13 protein-coding genes are annotated in these 19,527 nt (G+C 34.9%); 8 read left to right on the plus strand and 5 right to left on the minus strand.

Translation table 11 applies throughout. The features are described 5' to 3' along the window. Positions 1-174: 174 nt before the first annotated feature. Positions 175-2,640 carry a DUF3182 family protein gene (locus tag UABHE_RS27970; RefSeq protein WP_372366618.1) on the minus strand — a complete coding sequence of 822 codons (2,466 nt, stop codon included), beginning with the start codon at positions 2,638-2,640 and terminating at the stop codon, positions 175-177. 16 nt (positions 2,641-2,656) lie between these two features. Beyond that, entirely contained in the window at positions 2,657-4,360 is a 1,704-nt protein-coding gene (locus tag UABHE_RS27975) for an acyl-CoA carboxylase subunit beta (protein ID WP_372366619.1), read from the minus strand. Positions 4,361-4,871: 511 nt separating this feature from the next. On the opposite strand from UABHE_RS27975, the gene UABHE_RS27980 reads away from it, so the two are divergent. From UABHE_RS27980 to UABHE_RS28015, 8 genes are all read left to right on the plus strand, one after another. Beyond that, positions 4,872-5,570 carry an MORN repeat-containing protein gene (locus UABHE_RS27980; RefSeq protein ID WP_372366620.1) on the plus strand — a complete coding sequence of 233 codons (699 nt, stop codon included), beginning with the start codon at positions 4,872-4,874 and terminating at the stop codon, positions 5,568-5,570. Further along, the gene (gene yqeC, locus UABHE_RS27985; RefSeq protein ID WP_372366621.1) at positions 5,536-6,306 is read left to right on the plus strand and encodes a selenium cofactor biosynthesis protein YqeC; all 771 of its coding nucleotides are present in this window, start codon (positions 5,536-5,538) and stop codon (positions 6,304-6,306) included. Before UABHE_RS27980 ends, yqeC begins: the two co-directional genes overlap by 35 nt. After that, the gene (serC, locus tag UABHE_RS27990) at positions 6,290-7,363 is read left to right on the plus strand and encodes a 3-phosphoserine/phosphohydroxythreonine transaminase (protein WP_372366622.1); all 1,074 of its coding nucleotides are present in this window, start codon (positions 6,290-6,292) and stop codon (positions 7,361-7,363) included. Before yqeC ends, serC begins: the two co-directional genes overlap by 17 nt. 13 nt (positions 7,364-7,376) lie before the next feature. Continuing rightward, positions 7,377-8,432: an ABC transporter ATP-binding protein gene (locus tag UABHE_RS27995; RefSeq protein WP_372366623.1), complete on the plus strand. Its 1,056-nt coding sequence runs from the start codon at positions 7,377-7,379 to the stop codon at positions 8,430-8,432. Positions 8,433-8,483: 51 nt separating this feature from the next. Further along, positions 8,484-9,782, plus strand: coding sequence for a hypothetical protein (locus UABHE_RS28000; RefSeq protein WP_372366624.1), 1,299 nt, complete (start codon positions 8,484-8,486; stop codon positions 9,780-9,782). Positions 9,783-10,060: 278 nt separating this feature from the next. Continuing rightward, positions 10,061-12,430, plus strand: a complete 2,370-nt coding sequence (locus UABHE_RS28005) for a protein kinase (RefSeq protein ID WP_372366625.1) — start codon at positions 10,061-10,063, stop codon at positions 12,428-12,430. An 11-nt stretch (positions 12,431-12,441) separates the two neighbouring features. Beyond that, positions 12,442-13,638, plus strand: a complete 1,197-nt coding sequence (locus UABHE_RS28010; protein ID WP_372366626.1) for a serine/threonine-protein kinase — start codon at positions 12,442-12,444, stop codon at positions 13,636-13,638. 51 nt (positions 13,639-13,689) lie between these two features. Next, positions 13,690-14,115, plus strand: a complete 426-nt coding sequence (locus UABHE_RS28015; protein WP_372366627.1) for a hypothetical protein — start codon at positions 13,690-13,692, stop codon at positions 14,113-14,115. Positions 14,116-14,353: 238 nt separating this feature from the next. Here the strand turns inward: UABHE_RS28015 and UABHE_RS28020 are convergent, their stop codons facing one another. The 3 genes from UABHE_RS28020 to UABHE_RS28030 form a co-directional block, all read right to left on the minus strand. Further along, positions 14,354-16,387, minus strand: a complete 2,034-nt coding sequence (locus tag UABHE_RS28020) for a hypothetical protein (protein ID WP_372366628.1) — start codon at positions 16,385-16,387, stop codon at positions 14,354-14,356. 135 nt (positions 16,388-16,522) lie between these two features. Continuing rightward, a complete protein-coding gene (locus UABHE_RS28025) occupies positions 16,523-17,935 on the minus strand; it encodes a hypothetical protein (RefSeq protein WP_372366629.1) in 1,413 nt (470 codons plus the stop codon). 2 nt (positions 17,936-17,937) lie between these two features. Next, entirely contained in the window at positions 17,938-19,269 is a 1,332-nt protein-coding gene (locus UABHE_RS28030; RefSeq protein WP_372366630.1) for a hypothetical protein, read from the minus strand. Positions 19,270-19,527 lie beyond the last annotated feature (258 nt).

Consider the following 19,527-nt stretch of genomic DNA (forward strand, 5'->3'; position numbering starts at 1 on the left):
TACGGTTTATATACAAATGGAAAATTCTATTTTAAATATAGGTACCATCTATATTAATGTATAATTCCTTAGCACCTAGGTTCATAATTATACATTATATATAGTACATTGTGAAATTGTTAATTGTCAAAACAAATTTTGAACAGTTTTAGAGTTTCAGTTCTGTTTCATTCCCTAATCAATAACCATTATAACATCACCTTGTTTTACTAATGCACCATCTTCCACTCTTATTTCTTTTATGATTCCATTACGCGGAGACTGTACTTCAGTATAAACTTTCATAGCTCCAACAAGAAACATTGTTTGTCCAACTTTAACAGAATCACCTTGTTTAACAAAACAAGGTTCACCTGGTTTTGGTCGTGCATAAAATATACCAAGAGTTGGTGAAATTATTTCATTTGTATCCTTTTTTTGTTGCTTTGCTGCTTGTAAAATGTGCCGCCTATTTTCTTTATTTTGAACATCCGCTGGTATACAAATAGTAGTTTCGCCTAGCTCTTTGTATAGTTCTTTGTGCGGAATGTTTGTCAAAGTATCTTGTAGTTTCTCTAGCAACTGAAACGCTTCACTACTAGAAATCTCTTTATGCCGCTGTTGTAATTTTTTCCAAACGTCGTTCTCTGGTTTGTCCTCGCACTGCGCAATAATACTTACTACCTCTTGCCACTCATTAGAAACATGTTCTTCAAGTAACCCCACTATAGGTAATTTTTTATTAGAAGCTAATGAAAAAAGCGTTTTATAAAAAGAATAGCCTTCTTCAATATAGTTTTGATCTTCCGCCCATATTGAAATGTTTAACCACCGACAAGTTATATTTATAAAATCAAAAACATTGACAAATTTACTCTTTGTTAAATACAAAGCAACGGCATATGATGGATTCCCCGCAACTTCACCAACGATTTGTTTTGCAAGCGATAACAGTGGAAAAGGATTACGTCGATTTTTCTTGGCCAATAAATCAATTTCGTTTTTAAATTCCTGTAACTGCTCAATAAAAAGACGCAGTAATGATAAATGAATTTCTACAAACTCAGTAGTCACTTGTGGTAAAGGTTGGTTTTCTTTCAACCAAGTTAATATAACAATGTGAAAGGGAATCGTAGTTTGTAGATTTTCACCAACAACCTCTGCTTGCTGTAAGTTGTGAATTGCATTTTCTAACATCGCGACATAGCTTTTGTCTCGATAAATATTCAAACTAATATTTGCATCATACTGCGCAGGAGAAACAACAGTACGATATTGCTCTAAGCTACGAGCAATTCCACTATCTTCAATACGAATGCCTTCGCCATGATCAAAAAAGAACTTTTCAATAACAGCTCCTGGAGCTGGCTGTAGGGAAACGCTATCTAGTAAACTAATTCTCAACTCCAAAGCATAATCAGAAAAAGTAATGTCTTCTTGAGAGTAACCAAGTTTTTCACCTGAAGCTATGCGTATTTGCTCAGAAATCAAACGCAATTTTTCTCTTTTAACTTGCGAAATTTCTTCGCTAACTCCATGCTCTACTTGGATACGAGCATTCACTTCCATAAAATAATAGTTACGTTGTGAATCAACAAGAAACTCAACAGTGCCAGCATTTTGATAATTAATGTGTTTACATATATTGACAGCTGCATCTTGTAAACTGACAATAAGTTCTTTTTCTGCTTGTAATTCCTTATAGAATTTATCTTCTTTATCTGTAGATGCTAATAAATTATCTATTTGGTCTTCGTGAACGCCTATTTCAATTAGCTTTTGGTAGAACATTGTTTGTAGCGAACAATCGCGTATTGCAAAGTGAACAACATTTTCTCCATCGCCAAGTATCTGTACTTCCATATGGCGTGGCTTCTCGATATTAGCTTCCAAAATAACAGACTTGGAATCACCTATTTCATTCCAAACCTCGCGCATTGCTTTCGCAATATCATCGTTTTGAGATACAACTCGCTGCCCTTTACCACCACCACCTGCACTAGCCTTAATGCGAATGGGCATACCATTATGCTTCTGCCACAACTCTTTTATAGCAGTATTTGCAGCCAAGATAAGTTGCTCTTCACTAAAAAGCTCGATATTATTCTCAGCAGCTTCGTTATAAGCTTGATCTATCGCCTGTGAAAAATCAGAGGGAAGTTCACAAGAAATATCTTTTTGCTGTAACAATTTTGCTAGACTATCTTGCCATGATACACCACCATCTTCTAATATTAATCTTTCTAAAGAATCAATGCCTGGCGTTACCGGAATCCCTATTTCTTTACATATGCCTCGCGCGCGATCTTTTAATCCCATAAGTTCCAATGTACGACTACTAGGTCCAATAAAACAGATGTTTGCATTCTCACATTTTTTAGCAAATATAGAATTTTCTGCTAAAAATCCATAACCTGGATAAACGGCATCTAGACGATTTTGATGCGCAATTTTAATAATAGCATCCATATCGGAATATTCATCAACAAGATGTATCTGCTCAAATCGCGCCCAATTGTGTAGCCATGGTGCTTGCGTTTCCATTTGATCTAGCCATTCACGCCGCGAAATAAGAATATGCGGTTTTGGTAGACTATTTTCTTGAATAACTCTTAGAGCTTCATCTGCAATAGGACCTCTGCAAATAATTAGTATTTTCATTTTATTATTCTCACCACTACAAGGGAATATTCGGAAACTTGCGATCAACAATAGGAGGTTCATAACTTGCGAATAAAGATGGTAATTCGCGGCTCAAGACGCGTCGTAAATTTTTCACTTCTATAACATCATCAACCTTACCATACTGTGCAGCTTCCCAAGGATTTAAGTGCTCTTCATTATACTGATCGATAAGTTGTTGACGTTTCTCTTGCCTTTGCTTTTCATCAGCAATTGACATCAACATCTTACGATGAATAACATCTACTGCGCCTTCTGCTCCCATTACTGCTAAAGTTGCATTTGGTAAAGAGTAAACGCGATCTGTATGAATATCTTTACTCAACATAACACAGTACGCTCCTCCAAATGATTTACGAATAATTAGTGAAATTTTTGGAACTGTCGCAACACACTGTGCAAAAAGAAGTTTTGCTCCATGACGAATAATACCTCCGCGCTCCTGTTCTAAAGCAGCTAGGAATCCAGGTACATCAACAAAGTTTACAATAGGAATATTGAATAGATTGCACAAGTTTACAAACTTTGCCGCTTTGCACGAACTATCAATGTCTAAACATCCTGCCTTGTAACGGCTATTGTTGGCAATAATACCAATGGGTACTCCCGCTACACGTGCAAATCCAACAGAAACATTAGGTGCGAATTTTTTTTGTATTTCAAAAAAATAACCATCGTCTACAACATCTTTGATCACAACTCTCATATCAAACGCATTGTCACCAACTTCTTTTAACAACTCGTAAGTAATTTTTGTTTCGCGATCATAAGCATCCTCTGTTGCTTTTATATCAGGTTTTTGACTGTAATTTTGCGGAAGAAAGCTCAGGAATTCTTGCGCTAAATGTAAAGCATGATCATCATCTTTAGCGACAAGATGGACAACACCAGCACTTTCTTCTTGAATATGAGCTCCTCCTAAATCAGAGGCCTTCACTTCTACACCTGTTGCTGCTTTTAATACTACAGGACCGGTAATCGCCATGAATGATTTTTCAGTCATGATAATCAAATCGGTCATTGCAGGTGAGTACACTGCTCCTCCTGCGCAATTTCCCATAATCAAAGAAATTTGAGGTACACGTCCAGAAAGTTTACTTGAGTTACCATAAAAAATACGTGAATATGCAGCAAGAGAAAGCATTCCTTCCTGAATACGAGCTCCTCCCGAATCATTTAAAACAATAAGTGGGCATTTTTCTTTTAAAGCCATTTCCTGAATTTTTACTACTTTATTTGCATTGTCATGCCCACATGTACCAGCAATAACTGTAAAATCCCAACTAACTAAAAAAGTCTTGCGTCCTTTGACAAATCCCCAGCCGGTAATAACGCCATCGCCTAATATAGTTTTACCAACAAACTTGTCAATCTCGTAAAAAGCTTCTCCATCAACACAAGACTGTATTCTCTCTCGCGCTGTTTTTTTTCCCGAACTGTGGTATACACGCACAGCTTTTTTGCCACCTCCTTGTTGTGCAAGACTCTGCTTTTCAGCAAAGAGACGCTCCTTTAGAGCAAAGATGCTACTAGTAGTTTCTTCTTCTTTGCAAAAAAGTTGTAATTTTTTTACTAAGTGCTGTTTTGCGGGAGTAATTTTTTCATCAGACATCATATACTTACCTATTTGTAGTAGAAATTTATCAGTGACCAACAAAATAAGTAACCTTGGTAGGTTATCACCTTCAAGATAGAACATTCTCAACTACGACGTATCGACATTTAGGTTGAAATTGAATAATTTGGGACACATAGTACAGCTTTACATGAAAACAACGAAGCTAGTGTTCCAAAATATCGAATTTGTTGGAAAGATAAACGTTGACACGTCCTAACATATCGCTAGAGTTTACAAAATTCTAAATAGCGGAACTAGAAAAAAGTTATAAGTAATCCACATAAGCACTTTCATTAGCCAGATTATCAGAAATCACAACACTCGGCTGGCTAAGGTGCCAAACACATTAAAACCCAGAAAATAAAACGAATTAGAGCCCTTAGTAATCTTCTTTTTCGGAACAAAATTCTTAATTCAACACTTACCACAATCACAACAAAGATTACAAGATGTTACACTACAGTACAGAGAAAAGTGCACTTTTTTAAATCACTGACACACCTTATTAAAATATTTTAAGTAAGTCATAACATTCATGTTGTTTTGACAAAAAAAAAATTGTAAGTTATAATTTTAAGATTTGGAGATTTGTATGAACGAAGAACAAACTATCCATTTTGCAGATGGCTCGAAATACACCGGCAACGTACAAAACAAAAAAATGCACGGTGAAGGAGTTTTACAATATAAAAATGGCGATGAATATCAAGGAAAATTTTACAATGGTAAACGCCATGGCCGAGGAAACACGATGTTTGCAAATGGCGATACCTACTGTGGTGACTTCATCGAAGATTTCATGTCAGGAATAGGTATATACACTTGGAAAAATGGCGAAACTTACGAAGGTGAGTATCAGGAAAGTATTCGCTGTGGACAAGGTAAATATATTTGGCCAAATGGTAACTTTTATGAAGGCCAATTCTCTGACGGCAAGTTTCACGGAGACGGTCTATTTTCAGGCTCTGATGGCGAGGTATACGAGGGCGCTTTTGATAATGATCTATATCATGGGCAAGGACAACTACAACTAGCAACAGGTGAAACTTACAAAGGCGAGTTTTGCGAGAATACGTATAGCGGTCAAGGCGAACTAGTTCTCCCTAGTGGTGAAAAATATATTGGTAATTTTAGCGAAGATAAGTTTAACGGAGAAGGTTTATACTACTGGCCTGATGGTCGTAAATTTGAAGGGATTTTTAAAAACGGTCACCCTAATGACACAGGTACAATGACATTTCCTAGTGGAGAAAGTATTGAGTACCAACATAAATTGGAAACAACTTCTTAATTTACAATCAAAAGAAGTAATAAGTATCGTAGGGGCCGGTGGAAAAACTACTCTGATGTTTACCTTAGCAAGACAACTATCAGAATATAATTTAAACGTAATCTCTACAACTACGACTAAAATTTTCTACCCATCGCCACAAGAAACATCTATAATAATACAAGGTTACCACAGCAACAAACCAATATCATTTGAACAAAACAAACATATTACGATTATTAATGAAATTCTACCCAATAATAAAGTCAAAGGATTTCCCGCAAATACAATTGACGCATGGTTAGAAATACCGAACATAAACTATATTATAGTGGAAGCTGATGGCGCTCGTAGATGCGATATAAAATGGCCTGATATTACAAAAGAGCCGGTTATTCCCAAAAGCACAACTACAACAATTGCTGTTATTGGTGGAGACTGTTTTTCTAAAGTCTTATCTGAAAGCCATGTGTTTCGAGCACAATTATTTGCGCAAAAAACTCAGAGTAAGCTAGGTGAAAATTTGAGCCTAGAAGCAATATCTCGTTTATTTGTGAATTCTGATGGTTTGTTTGCCAATAGTCCGCCAAATGCAAAAAAAATAGTGTTTATTAATAAAATTCACAGCGATCGTACAAAATTAGCAATATCATTGGCGAAGATCATAACTAAAAGTTGTCAAAGTATAAAAATTTTTTATGGACATCTACATCCATATATCTCAATAAAGGAATTTCAGGATGAATCGCAAGTATAATTTTAGCGCTGGCCCAGCAACATTACCGCTACCGGTACTTGAGGAAGCAAAACAACAATTACTCAACTACAAAAACGCTGGTATGTCTGTTTTAGAAATGAGTCACAGATCTAAAGATTTCATTACTATTCTAGAAGAAACAAAAACAGCACTAACAAAAGTACTTAGTATACCGGATAACTACGATGTGATGTTCCTAACAGGAGGCGCAAGTACACAATTTGCTACTCTACCAATGAATTTTTTAAAAAATAGTGCTGGCTATATCAATACTGGTAGCTGGTCAAAAAAAGCAATTAAAGAAGCAAAACTTTTTGGAAATGTAAATGTTGTCGCTAGCTCGGAAGAACAAAACTTTAACTATATCCCCCAAGATATTAGTTTACCTGGGGATGTTGATTACAACCACATCACTTCCAACAACACTATTTTTGGAACACAGTGGTTACAATTTCCCCAAAGAGGAGAAAGTCCTTTATTTGTAGATATGTCATCAGACATTCTCTCGCGGAAATTTGACATTCAAAATTTTGATGTAGTATATGCAGGTGCTCAGAAAAATGCTGGACCAGCAGGAGTAACTATTGTAATTATGCGCAAAGACCTAACAGAGAAAAGTAACACTTCGTTACCTTCTATGTTTCAATATAAGATACATGCTGATAAAGACTCCTGTTACAATACACCACCAGTATTTCAAATATACTTAGTAGGTTTAATTGCTAAATGGATTGAGAGTGAAGGTGGTCTAGAAACAATTGAAAAACGCAATAGACAAAAAGGCGAACTGCTTTATCAAACAATGGACGAACGATCCTCTTTTTATACAGGAACAGCCAAAAAAGACAGCCGCTCATTTATGAATGTTACTTTCCGATTACCTTCTGAAGAACTAGAGAAAAAATTTCTGCAAGAAACAGAAACAAAAAGTTTTTCGGGTTTAAAAGGGCATCGTTCTGTTGGAGGCATAAGAGTTTCTATGTACAATGCCATGTCGCTTGAAGGAATAGAAAAATTAACCGAATTCATGAAAGATTTTGCTCAGCAAAATAGCTAAGGATATATTTTTTATGGCTCAAGTAAAATTTGAAAATGTTTCAAAAAAATACGATAATACCACAATTCTAGAAAACTTTAATTTAGAAATTCGCGACAAAGAATTCCTAGTACTTGTTGGTCCTAGTGGTTGTGGTAAGTCAACAACTTTGCGTATGATTGCAGGACTCGAAACTGTAACTTCTGGTCAATTGTTTATTGGCAACAAAATAGTAAATAAAGTAGCACCTCGTGATCGTAACATTGCAATGGTATTTCAAGACTATGCTCTATATCCTCATTTAACAGTTGCAGAGAATATGGGATTTGGCTTAAAAATGCAAAAGCTTCCCAAAAAAGAAATACAAGACAAAGTAAACCTAGTGTCTAAGACTCTAGGGCTCGAAGATCTTTTACAGAGAAAACCAAAGCAACTCTCCGGTGGGCAGCGACAGCGTGTAGCTATTGGGCGTGCAATTGTTCGCAATCCAAAAGTTTTTTTGTTTGACGAGCCACTTTCTAATTTGGACGCTAAATTACGCGTGCAAATGCGTGTAGAACTTTCACGGTTACACAAAACTCTAAATACTACAATTGTCTACGTAACCCACGATCAAATAGAAGCGATGACACTTGCTGATAGAATTGTGGTAATGAAAGATGGGTTTATACAACAAATAGGTACACCTATAGAGCTCTATGAAAAACCAAGAAATGCGTTTGTTGGAAGCTTTATCGGTAGCCCAGTTATGAACCAAGTAGAAGCAAAAGTAGATAAAAACCAAATTACTGGAAAAGGTTTTACTCTTGATATTGATAATGAGTTTAGTGCGCAGCAAGTTATATTAGGTGTTCGCCCTCAAGATTTACAAATAACCATGAAAAAAGAACAAACATTTGTGGAATCACAAATAGACATTATTGAGCCTATAGGTAGTGAAACATATATATATTTTACAGTGCAAGGAAAACAATGGGTCGCAAAATGCGATGGACTTCCAAAAGTAAAAGAAGGAGAAAGTATAGCCTTCTCTGTAAAGAAACAAAACATTCATTTATTCAGTAGCAACGGAAAACAAAGACTAAACTAAACTTAGGGTGTGTTGTGCGCCCTAAACCTTATATCCCTTAAAGGATTTTTTATGAAACATCAAAACGCACTAATCGGCGTAATGGACCCTAATAGTTACTCCTTTCGAGTGGCTTTTGAAAAACTACTTGCATTCGCAAATCCTAAAATAAAATATAAAAAAAAGTCATATAACGTAACAAGTCGTCGTATAACCACACGGCCTTACGATATTCTACATGCAGAATGTCCTTATAAAGCAATTATTAATCGTGGTGCTCACTGGAATCCTCATCACAATAGTTTTTTCATGACAATTGGTTACCAAACTTATCTACTCAACGACATGATTACCTTTGAAGCGATCAACAAAAATACGAGCTATGGTCATATGTACAAATTGGGATTAAATATACCAAAAACGATAGCTCTTCCTCAACAAAGTTACGATAAACTAAAAAAAGATAACAAAGCAATTCCTGAACTAATTTTTTCAGAACACGAATTCTTTTCCATAGAAGAAATTGGCGAAGAGGTAGGATACCCAGCTTTTCTTAAGCCTCAATCTGGCGGAGGTTGGGTTGGTGTTGTAAAAGTAGATAATCCAGAAGAGCTCCTAACTGCTTATAACAAATCTGGTAGCAAACCGATGAACTTGCAAAAAGCTATCGACTACCGAGAATTTGTAAGAACTGTAGGTGTAGGACCACAAATGATGCCTATGCATTATAATGCTAGTGCAGAGCATTCTCATGATCGCTATATGCGCAATGAATTCGAATCAGTAGAGCTAAATTTTCTAACTGCCGAAGAAGAAGATGAAATCAAGAAAATATGTAAGATAATCAATTCTTTTTACGGTTGGGATCATAATTCTTGTGAATCGCTTATTGGTCACGATAATATTATTTATCCTATCGATTTTGCTAATGCTTATCCTGATAGTACCTTAACATCTCTACATTTTCATTTTCCAGATTTGGTAAAAAATATGGCGAAGTGGCTTATTTTCTGCGCGGTAACAGAAAAAAAACGTTCTTATAATTTTGCACGGAATTGGCCAAGATACTTTGCTATTGCAGAAGATGGTAGTTTATCGTATAAGGAAAAACTAGATAAATATACTGAAATAGCTGATGAATATTTCGAAACAAAAAAATTCGAAGAATTTTGCAGTAAATATCTAACATCTTTTGATGAAAAAGCCTACGAATTCTTTGCAAGTGAAGAATTCTTTAATATTATTGATAGAGAAGTAGACTACTACTTTAGTATTCCAAGTGAGCGACCAGAAAAGAAACAACATTATCGAGGAATACATCATTACTGGTTGAGCTTAGAAGAAAAAAAATTAGGGCGCGAAACAAATTAGTAGGTGACCAAAATAAAATCGGGAAAAGATATTGAGCTATCTTGGTATTATTAACAATGTGTCGGCACTTTACTAATACAATGTATTTTCTCTAAATTACAACATATGTAATCGGTGTGCCGATGCCATTCATTCAAGAAAAAAACGAGATTTATTAAGTAATAGATATCTATATTCAGCAAGTAAATTTGTTATAAAGTGAGTACACGGGCCCACCGATTACACTCCATTATAACAAAGCTAAGATACTACAACTATTTGATATAGAAAGTATAATTATGGATGCTGCCATAAGTAAGAAAAAAGCACTAGAAAGAATATTTGTTTATCAAGCGGTAGAGTTAGGTTATTTAACACAAGATCACTTAATATCGTGTATCGATGAACTAGAGAATCAAGAAATCCCTATTCCGCTCCTTACTATTTGCAAGCAAAAGGGTTATTTGAAACCATCTCAAGTAAACCACTTGATGAGTAAGCGTATGGATAAGTCTATAGCGAAAGCTTTTGGAGAAGGCCTCGCTGCTAAACGCGCTACTTTACAACCCCAAGAAAACGCGCCACAAAGAACATCGGTACAACCTCCACCAGTTCTAATCACTACTTCGGAAAAAGAAGAGTACGAACGTCTTATTGCTGCAAAAGATCGTTTGCTGGAACGTTTACAACAAAAACTAAATGAAAGAAATCAACTTCTTACTAATTTCGAGCAAAAGAAAAAGCAAACCATTCAAGAAGTTTTAGGACGTAAACAGTCGCAGATAGAAAGCTTAGAATCTGAACTGGCATGTTATCGTGGTCTTTATGAAAAATCAAAAGGTTATGAAGATAAGTTAAAGGACTATGCTGAAAATCTTCGCAAAGAGAAAGAGTCTAAAGGTGGCCTAAAGAAATTAATGGCAAAATTACAAGAAGACTTACAACTTACAGAAGAAAAATTTCTTGCATTAGAATCTGAACTAGAGAAATATAGAAACTCAGCCGATTTTATTAAAAACAAAGCAGAAAAAGAAGTAGAAGAGCGCAAAAAACTCAAAGAAAAATATCAGAACGCAGAAGACATGTACATCAAACTACAAAATAGATTAGCCCAAACTCAAAACGAACTTGATGTGCTGAAGAAATACTATGAAGAATCACAAAAAACCTGCCTGGATATGGAAGCTGAAATAAAAAACCTAAAAGGCGAAAAACAAGACTTATCAAACAAGGCTGTAAAACTCGAAGAAGAAATCCAAAAGAGCTCTAAAAATAAAGAAGAATACCAAGAGTTTTTTGGTGTTGCTGATGAACTAAAACAAGAACATGAAGAAGAAAATGCTAAGCTAAAAGAAGAACTTGAACGCAAACAAAGACTAGAAGAAGAACATGAAGAACTTCAGAAGAAATACAACGAAGAAGTGAATCGCTTCAAAGCTCAACTTGAAACAGAACAAAACGCAAAACAAGAACACTTAAAAAATAGTGAAGACTTACGTAAACAAATGCGTAGTTTAGAAGATAAATTCGAAGCAGAAAAAACACAAGTAGAAGAATCTATCTATCAACAAAAATCGACCTACGAAAGTGAAATTTCGCAATACAAACAAAAAAATGAGAATCTTCAAGTAAAACTTGATCAATACCAACAATCCCTCGCAGATTGGGATGACAAAGACAAGGAAATTGATCAAATTAAACAACGACTAGAAATAGCGCAAGAAAATGCCAAGAAGGTAGAAGCAAGTAAACTTGCCTTACAGGAAGAGCTAGACCAACTGCAAAAACAAATGCAGCGAGTGCAACAACTTTATATTGATGGCGAACTTGAGACAGGTGCAGTACTACCAGGTAGTAACGGCATGACTTACGAAGTTCAAAAATTACTCGGCGCTGGTGGAATGGGAATGGTCTACTCTGCTACTCGCAGTACAGACCAAGAAATTGTTGTTATTAAAACATTATTACCTGAAGCTATGTCTGACTTGAAAGTTCTTATGCGTTTTGTTCAAGAAGCACGCACTATTATTTCTTTTGATCACGAAAACCTAATTACAGGAAATGACTTACAACAGAGTAAAGATTTATCTTTCTTTGTAATGGAGTATTTAGATGGTGAATCTTTAGAAGAAATGCTCGATGATCTAGGTATTCTCGATGTAATAGAAGCAACAGAAATTATATGGGGAATCGCAAAAGCGCTACAGTATCTTGAAGAAAATTGTCTAGTTCACCGCGATGTGAAACCTGCAAATATTATTATTACAACAGATAGTGTACCAAAGCTAGTTGACTTTGGTATTGTGAAAATGACAGACCGTACTTGTTCACTTACCACTGAAGGTATCATCTTAGGAACTCCTTACTATCTTTCTCCTGAACAAACATATCAAACAAACGTAGATATTCGTAGTGATATTTATAGTTTAGGCGCAACTTATTACCATATGGTCGTAGGTGAAGTACCATTTCCTGGAGACAACCCTATTGATGTAATTCAGAAACGATTAGAACGTTCACCAAGACCTGGAAAAGTCAAGCCTGATCTCCCAAAACCAGTTTGTAGTGTGATTGAAAAAATGATGAACAAAAATGTTAAAAAACGACACAGCAGTGCTTCTGAGCTTGTTAGTGATTTACAAAATGTTTTGAAGAAAATACGCCGTTAAAGGAATAAGACTTGGCTGCAGACCCTTTTGTAGGAAAAAATTTCGGCAAATGCCTCTTGAAGAAAAAGATAGGTAAAGGCGCTATTGGTATTGTATATCGTGCTCGTCATAAAACACTAAATATTGATGTAGCCGTAAAACTACTTAAGCCACAAACTTCTTTTTTCAGCGATTCAGCAACACAGAGGTTTCAGCGAGAAGCAAGAACTGCTGGTTGTTTAGAGCATCGCAATGTATTAAAGATATTTGATATTGGTCAAGAAGAAGATATTCACTATCTTGTGATGGAGTATATAGATGGAAAAAGCGTTGATGATTATTTGACAAAACAAGGTCAACTTCCTATTAAAACATCTATTAAAATAATAAAACAAGCAGCGGAAGGTCTAGCAGCTGCTCATGCAGCCAACATTCTTCATCGCGATGTAAAACCAGCAAATATATTAATTAGTCGCAAAGATGAAGTTGTAAAACTTGCAGATTTCGGATTAGCGCGATTAAATTCGCAAAACAACATAAAGTTAACAGATACAGGTTCAATTGTGGGAACAATGGGCTATACTGCTCCAGAACAAATGAAGGGAAACCCTACTACTTTTTCTGATCTATACTCTTTGGGAATAACATTTTTTGAAATGTTGACTGGAGAGCTTCCTTACCGAGGAGACAGTGCTTATGCCATGATCAATAAACATGCCAAAGCACCTATTCCTTCGGTAAAAAGTATACGTTCAGAAGTTCCTCAAGTTTTAGACGACCTAATTCGACAGTTAATGGCAAAAAAACCACAAGAACGTCCACAAAGCGCAACGTTTATTGCTGATTTTTTAGACACGTATTTACAAAAATTACGTAAAGGCCAAGGAGAAAAAACAGGGTCAACTAGACGTAGACCAATGCAAACAATTAATAATATTACGAAGCCAATGCCTATCATGCAGAAGAGAGACCGCGGTGCTTACAACACCAAAGTTCGCAATACGTCGCAAAAAACAGTAATAACAACACCGCAGATTGCAACAAGCTCTCCTATCTCTCCGACAGAAGAAATAGATAATATTTCTGGGACCTTTGAATATCAACTTCCTATAAATAAAACTGTTGATAAACTTTGGCTTATTATAATCACAATATTCTTTATAATAACTGCAATTCTTACTTCTTCTTTAGCTATTCTTATTGCAGTTAAAAAAGCGAATGGAGATTAGGGGCGTTATTATTATATAAACCATTGAACATTTTAAGAAGCGAAAGAAATCATGAATAAGATAAGTTATTTAATATTGGCCATTTTTTTATGTAGTTGCGCCAGTCCTGGCGGTTTTTTTTCTGCGAGATTTGTCTTAAAAGTCGGAGATCTTAACTTTACCGATAGTAATGGGCAAAGTATTTCTCAAGAGAAAGCCAAATATGAATGGATTTTTTCATATGACAAAAATGTGGCCTCTGAACAGCAACAAATCGCAAAAAAAGTAGAAAAAAAAGTTGTTACACTTCGCCAAGATTTGCGAGGAAACAAACTTAGTGTCGGTGACTATAAAACTAAAAATGGTAAGTTGTCTACCGCAATGAAAAACTTGGAAGACAAAGGGCGTGAAAAACTAAATGACGATGGATTTAATTCTTTATCGGTGGAAAAAGATTTCATTGATGCGTGGTATGAATTAAAAAACCTTCTCAAGTAAATATCGGCTCTCTAATAAGGGATGTGGAAAGAAATAATCTACCCCATTTTGTGCAGAATTTTTATTTACTAGCTAGGCATTTTGAATGCGTATAGCCTTGTTCTATAAATGAAAAATAACGACGCTAGTAGATAAAAAAGCAAGCAAAATAGGGTAGATTATTTCTTTCCGCGTCCCTAAACCGTCAATTGTATGATCATACAATTGACGGTTTTTGCGTTGTTATGATTGGTTGAAATTAGTGCAAATCATCATACCAAGCTTCAAGCATCTGAAAAGGCTTACTAAAACGTCGTGTATAGCACCTTGGACAGCGCAATTTTTTCCTACCATTACAAGTAGGGCAGCGTCTTTTCTTCTCAACAGTATTTTCTTTAAGTTGTATTTTTCTGATAATTGATCCAACACCAAAACAAGTATAGCACTCAATATGCCCTTCCTCGCACGTAGCACAACTATTTAATGCTAAATTCGCAAATTTTTGTAAAGTAAATCCTTCTTCAGAACCAAGTTTTTTACTCATTTTAACTACTTCATCTTTTGGCAAAATATCTTTGATTATTTGCAAGTAATCAAGTACTTTCTCAAAATGTCCACCATTATATTCTTCAACTATACTTTGTGCATGGCGCCATGCACGCTGTTTATCTTTTTTAAGAGCTTCTTCTTCGCGCTTAAGATTTTTTTCTGTGTTTGCTTCTTCTGTACGTTGCGCAATTTGATCTTGCACTGCTTTTCGTCTATCGATTTCTGCTTGTGCTCTAGCCAATAAGTTATTGTGCGATTCGTCTGGTTTTTTTATTTTTTGAAATGTATCACGCACGTCAAAAGGCATATTGTTAGAAGCATAAAAGAACATTGCTAAACTGTATATATATTCTTTGGGAAAATCACTCTCCAAAGCAAATTTATTAACAATTTCATCTGCGCGAATATCCTTTAGTGAAAGAACTTTAGTCTTCTTTTCACGTGTTAATATCTGAATTTTTCCGTCTTTGTATTTCAACACAGTACCATTTACATATGCTTTATCATTAGCTCGCAAAAATAACTGCTTCTTTTTGCCTACTGAAAACTCAGCACCTTGCTCTGCTGCACCCCATAACTTGCTTAAGCGAATAAGAACTTCATGAACGCCAAGAATCACTGCGACATTTTGAGATTCTGTTTCACGGTATTTTTCTGCCTCTATGGCCAGTGGCTCTACAAGATCTAAAGCTTTCTTGTATTCCCAATTTGTATTCATCACTTGTACTTTTTGAATAATGCTGGCAATTCTAGTTTCTAATTGTTGAAGTTCTTCTTGCTGAGAATTATCTTCTGGCGAAACTTCTTGAATATTTTCTTCTTGCTTTGTATGCAAATTAGATAACGCTTCTTGGTAAAGATTATCAATTTGCGACAACATTGGCTTTATTTCTGCATTACTTTTTAGAGAAAATGGTATTTGATTTGAAAATTGAAAAGATTCCATCAAAACTCTCTGGTATTGTTTTGCTTCCATATAACCTTGCAATTTTTGTTGCTCGGCGTTAACAGTGGTTTTGATTTTTTCCATTTGTTCATGTTGATCAGACTTAATATTTTTGGCAGTGTATACTGTTCCACGAAATTGATTAGTTAGTTGCTCTAAAGAATACCAACGGCTAACTGGATCCATGTCTTTTTCTAAACTTTCGTGTGCCTCTTTTGCCATCAACTCAAATTTTTTATTCTCTAAATCTTCCATCGTTTTTGTAACATCAGCCCCTAAAATCTTTTTAGCAAAGGCTTCCATTTTTTTATTAATCGCTTGAGAATTGTCTTCTGGCATATTATTGAGGTTTGACCAAGCCGCAGCTAAATCCATATTATCTTTATCAGGATTCATGACTGTATTGTCTTGATTAGAAGGAGGCGGTGTTTTGTCTGACATAACCCATATACCAGCCATCACAATAACAATGACTATTGCTGCTGTAGCAATATATTCAAATTTACTGCTTTTTGGTTTTGTATATGTTGCGGGAGGAGCACTGTTGTCCCACTCACCGGTTTGTAAGTTCATTCTACATGCTACACATATGACATCATCTTTGTTCAAGAAGGCACCGCAAGTTGGACAATTGCGAAGGTCTTCTTTGTCATCACCTATTTTCTTTTTAATTTCTTGAATAGTTGGAATTAATATTTTTCTTTCGCAGGGGCATTTCACTCTTTTCCCAGCGTATTTTTCTGGAACTTTTAGTATCTTGCCACATGAGCAATTTACCTTTATTGAATATGTAGACATAAATAATTGCCTTTCTAACTTATAATACAGAGTAGTGAAAATTCTGTAGGCTTCAAGTATATCTTATGAAGACATACTCATAATTATATAATAAATCTCGTTAAGATTACCACTTTAAACTAAGTAACTGACCACTTACTTAGTCTCCTTGCTCATTTCTTGCAGCCAATCGTAGTACACTTTAATTTCTTGAAAACTAGCACCTTCACTCTGAGCTCTTTTCAACATTCTAACAGCCATATGGTAATTTTTTTCATAACCTAAAAAAATAGCAGCGTTCAAGAAAGTGTCATCATTTTTGTCTTCACGTAAAGCAAAAAAGATAATATCTTTATCTGATAAATTAACGAGATGTACATAGTGTTCTTTGTTACCGTTTACAATATAAAAAGTATTTTCGTTGTACTTTTCTATACGTCCAATAATTTTTTTATGATTGCGTAAAGAAAGGTTTCTCTTTAGGCCTTTACTATATTTCGCACCTTTTTGTGCTGTATCAATTAATCTTTGAATAGCTTGCACATCTTTAAGTTTTTGTCGAATCTCTTGAACAAATTTATTTTCGGGCTCAAAATAACTCAAAGCATTTATATCATTCCAAAATTTTTCCAATTCTGCTTGCGCTTTTACATATTGCCTTTCATGCATAGTAATATAAAATTTTCGCAAATAGTGCTTGAATTTTTTTTGATAACTGCGAAACTGCTTTTTCTCTTTAGTTATATCATTTTTTGACGCATTGTGAGCAGCCGCATTGTGAGTAGCCCCTTTATACTGTTCAACTAATTTTGTCACACTTTTTTTGAGGCTGTCTGAAGAATTATGCAAAAGTAGCACAGTAAATATTTCATCTAATAATGTTGGAGTAACTCGTGTAACTACTTCACGATAACGTTGCTCGTGGAGAAGCTGCTCTACCTTTGTTTGGTATAAATGAAAATGTCCTAACAACTCTTTTTCTTTTTTGTGTAAAAATTTTTGGTCGTTGAGTTGTAAAGCAACGATCCATTTTTGTAGCACCGTTTGCTTTTTTGATGCATCTTGGTGTAGTTCTTTCCATAAAGATGCGCGATAGTTGAGTAATTGTGGCAAATGAATACCTTTTTGGAAATTTTGCAAACGCTGCCATTTATCTGAAAGTGCCTTTTTGTCCAGGTTACTTATATTATTTTCTTTTTCCAAAAATGACGATATTTGTTGATCTTTTTGCCAAAGACGGATAGCCAAAAAAGCAATTGTGATTAACAAAACGGTGAATGTTGTACCTTGCCAGTGTTTTTGAAACAAATTTTTGCGTTTGATTTTACTCGCATCCCACTCACCGGTTTTTAAATTCGTACAACAAGAAATGCAGATTTCATCCACTTCACTTAAATAAGAACCACAAGTTGGACAAGAACGAACTTCTATTTGGCTAGCATTTTCTTCTTCGCTGAGTTTGGGAACAACATTCAATTTACTGCACTGTGGACATTTAGCATGTCGCCCAGCATACTCCATTGGTAAGCGCAAAATTTTTCCGCAAGAACATTTTACAACTATTTTCACGTTTACTCCTCGTCAAACAAAAAGTAAATTTCGTCTTTTAGCTTTTTGAATTCCTTCAATAATAAGTCTTGGCGGTCAACAATATACTGCAACGTTTTGTTATTTTGCTGCGATTGTTGTTGCCAGTACTTTTTGTAAAGATCCATGTATTTTTTGCGGAGAACATTGGCGTTTTCCTGCATATGTCTTACTCGCTTAGTTATCTGGGCAAGTTGTTCTTTATTTGTATTGAGCTCTATTTTTTTCTGAGCAATATTTTTTTGCAAAGATTGATTTTGGATTGTCATTTTTTTGAATTGATTATTGGTAGAAAACAGTACCTGCAAAATTTTGTCATTTTGCTCTCGTAAAAACTTCACTTCTTTTTGATGCTTGTCACTTTGCATTTTCTTTTTTAGTTCATTATGAGAAAGAACAAGAAGATCTATTTTCTTTTGTGTTTGGGCATTTCTTTTAGATAAATACTCTATCTTTGCTAGATGTTGCTTTGTATGAATTATTTTTTGTGAAAACTCATATAGTGCTTTCTGCTGTTTTTTGTAGCGACTTGACCAAGACTGAACTTGTTCCTGCAAAGATTCTATTTTCTTTTGCGCTTTAATAAGTTGCAACTCTTTTGTTTTAACTAAATCGATACCATTTTTTTCTTCTAGTATCTTTATATTAGCTTTATTACTTTTGAGTTTCTTTTCTAATTCTTCTATTTTTTTGTTTTTGTCTGTATCTAATTTATTGATAGTTACAATTTGCTTTTGTAATTGTGCTATTTGTTCTTTATGAGCAAGCAGTTCATTATGTTTGTTTTTAATGATTTCAGCCGACGAAGCCATGATTTCATCACACTTTGTCTCTGACATCGACAATAAATCATTTTTTTGGAGTACAAGTTTTTGTTGACTCTCTAACTGTTTTTGCAGTTCTTTTGTAGTAACTCGCTCTTTTACAAGACTTTTCTCATGCTCACTTACTAGTTGCTCTTGAACACTCGCTTCTTTTTTCAAAAGCTCCTTCGCTTTTACTACTTCAGCTATTTTATTCTGTAAAGCAAATGATTCGTTATAAAGTGTATTAAAATTCTCAAATAGCACTTTGTATGTAATTTCAGCCGTTACAGTGTTATCCGAATTGTTGGTATAGGTTGCTAACGAAGCAAGATTTCGTAGCCAAGGAATTTTCTGCCCTTGAGTGACCTTTAAGTACTTTGCTAAATGTGCAACCATTTTTTCACGCACTTGTGTATCTTCTGGGGCAACTTTATAACGGATACTTATTTTTTCGCTATCCTGCGCATAAACAAGCATTATACAAAAAAAACTAGCCACTAAAAATCTCATGTCACTTTCCTTTATTAAAATACAAATGCTAGGGCCTATTCCTATTCATCACAATTCAATACTTTTAAACACATAACAATACCCGCATTTACAGTGTACTAATTGTTCTCTAAAATAACTCGGATTTTGCAAAAATCTAAATAGGTATGTACTATTCTAATAAAATTTTTAGTTTTTTTTAATCATTTTTGAAATTTTCTGTTTTTTTTATTGGGATATGAGAAAATTTTTCCTCTTCAATTCTGCTATACTAGGTAC

The organism is Candidatus Uabimicrobium helgolandensis (assembly GCF_041508025.1).
Classification (GTDB): domain Bacteria; phylum Planctomycetota; class Uabimicrobiia; order Uabimicrobiales; family Uabimicrobiaceae; genus Uabimicrobium; species Uabimicrobium helgolandensis.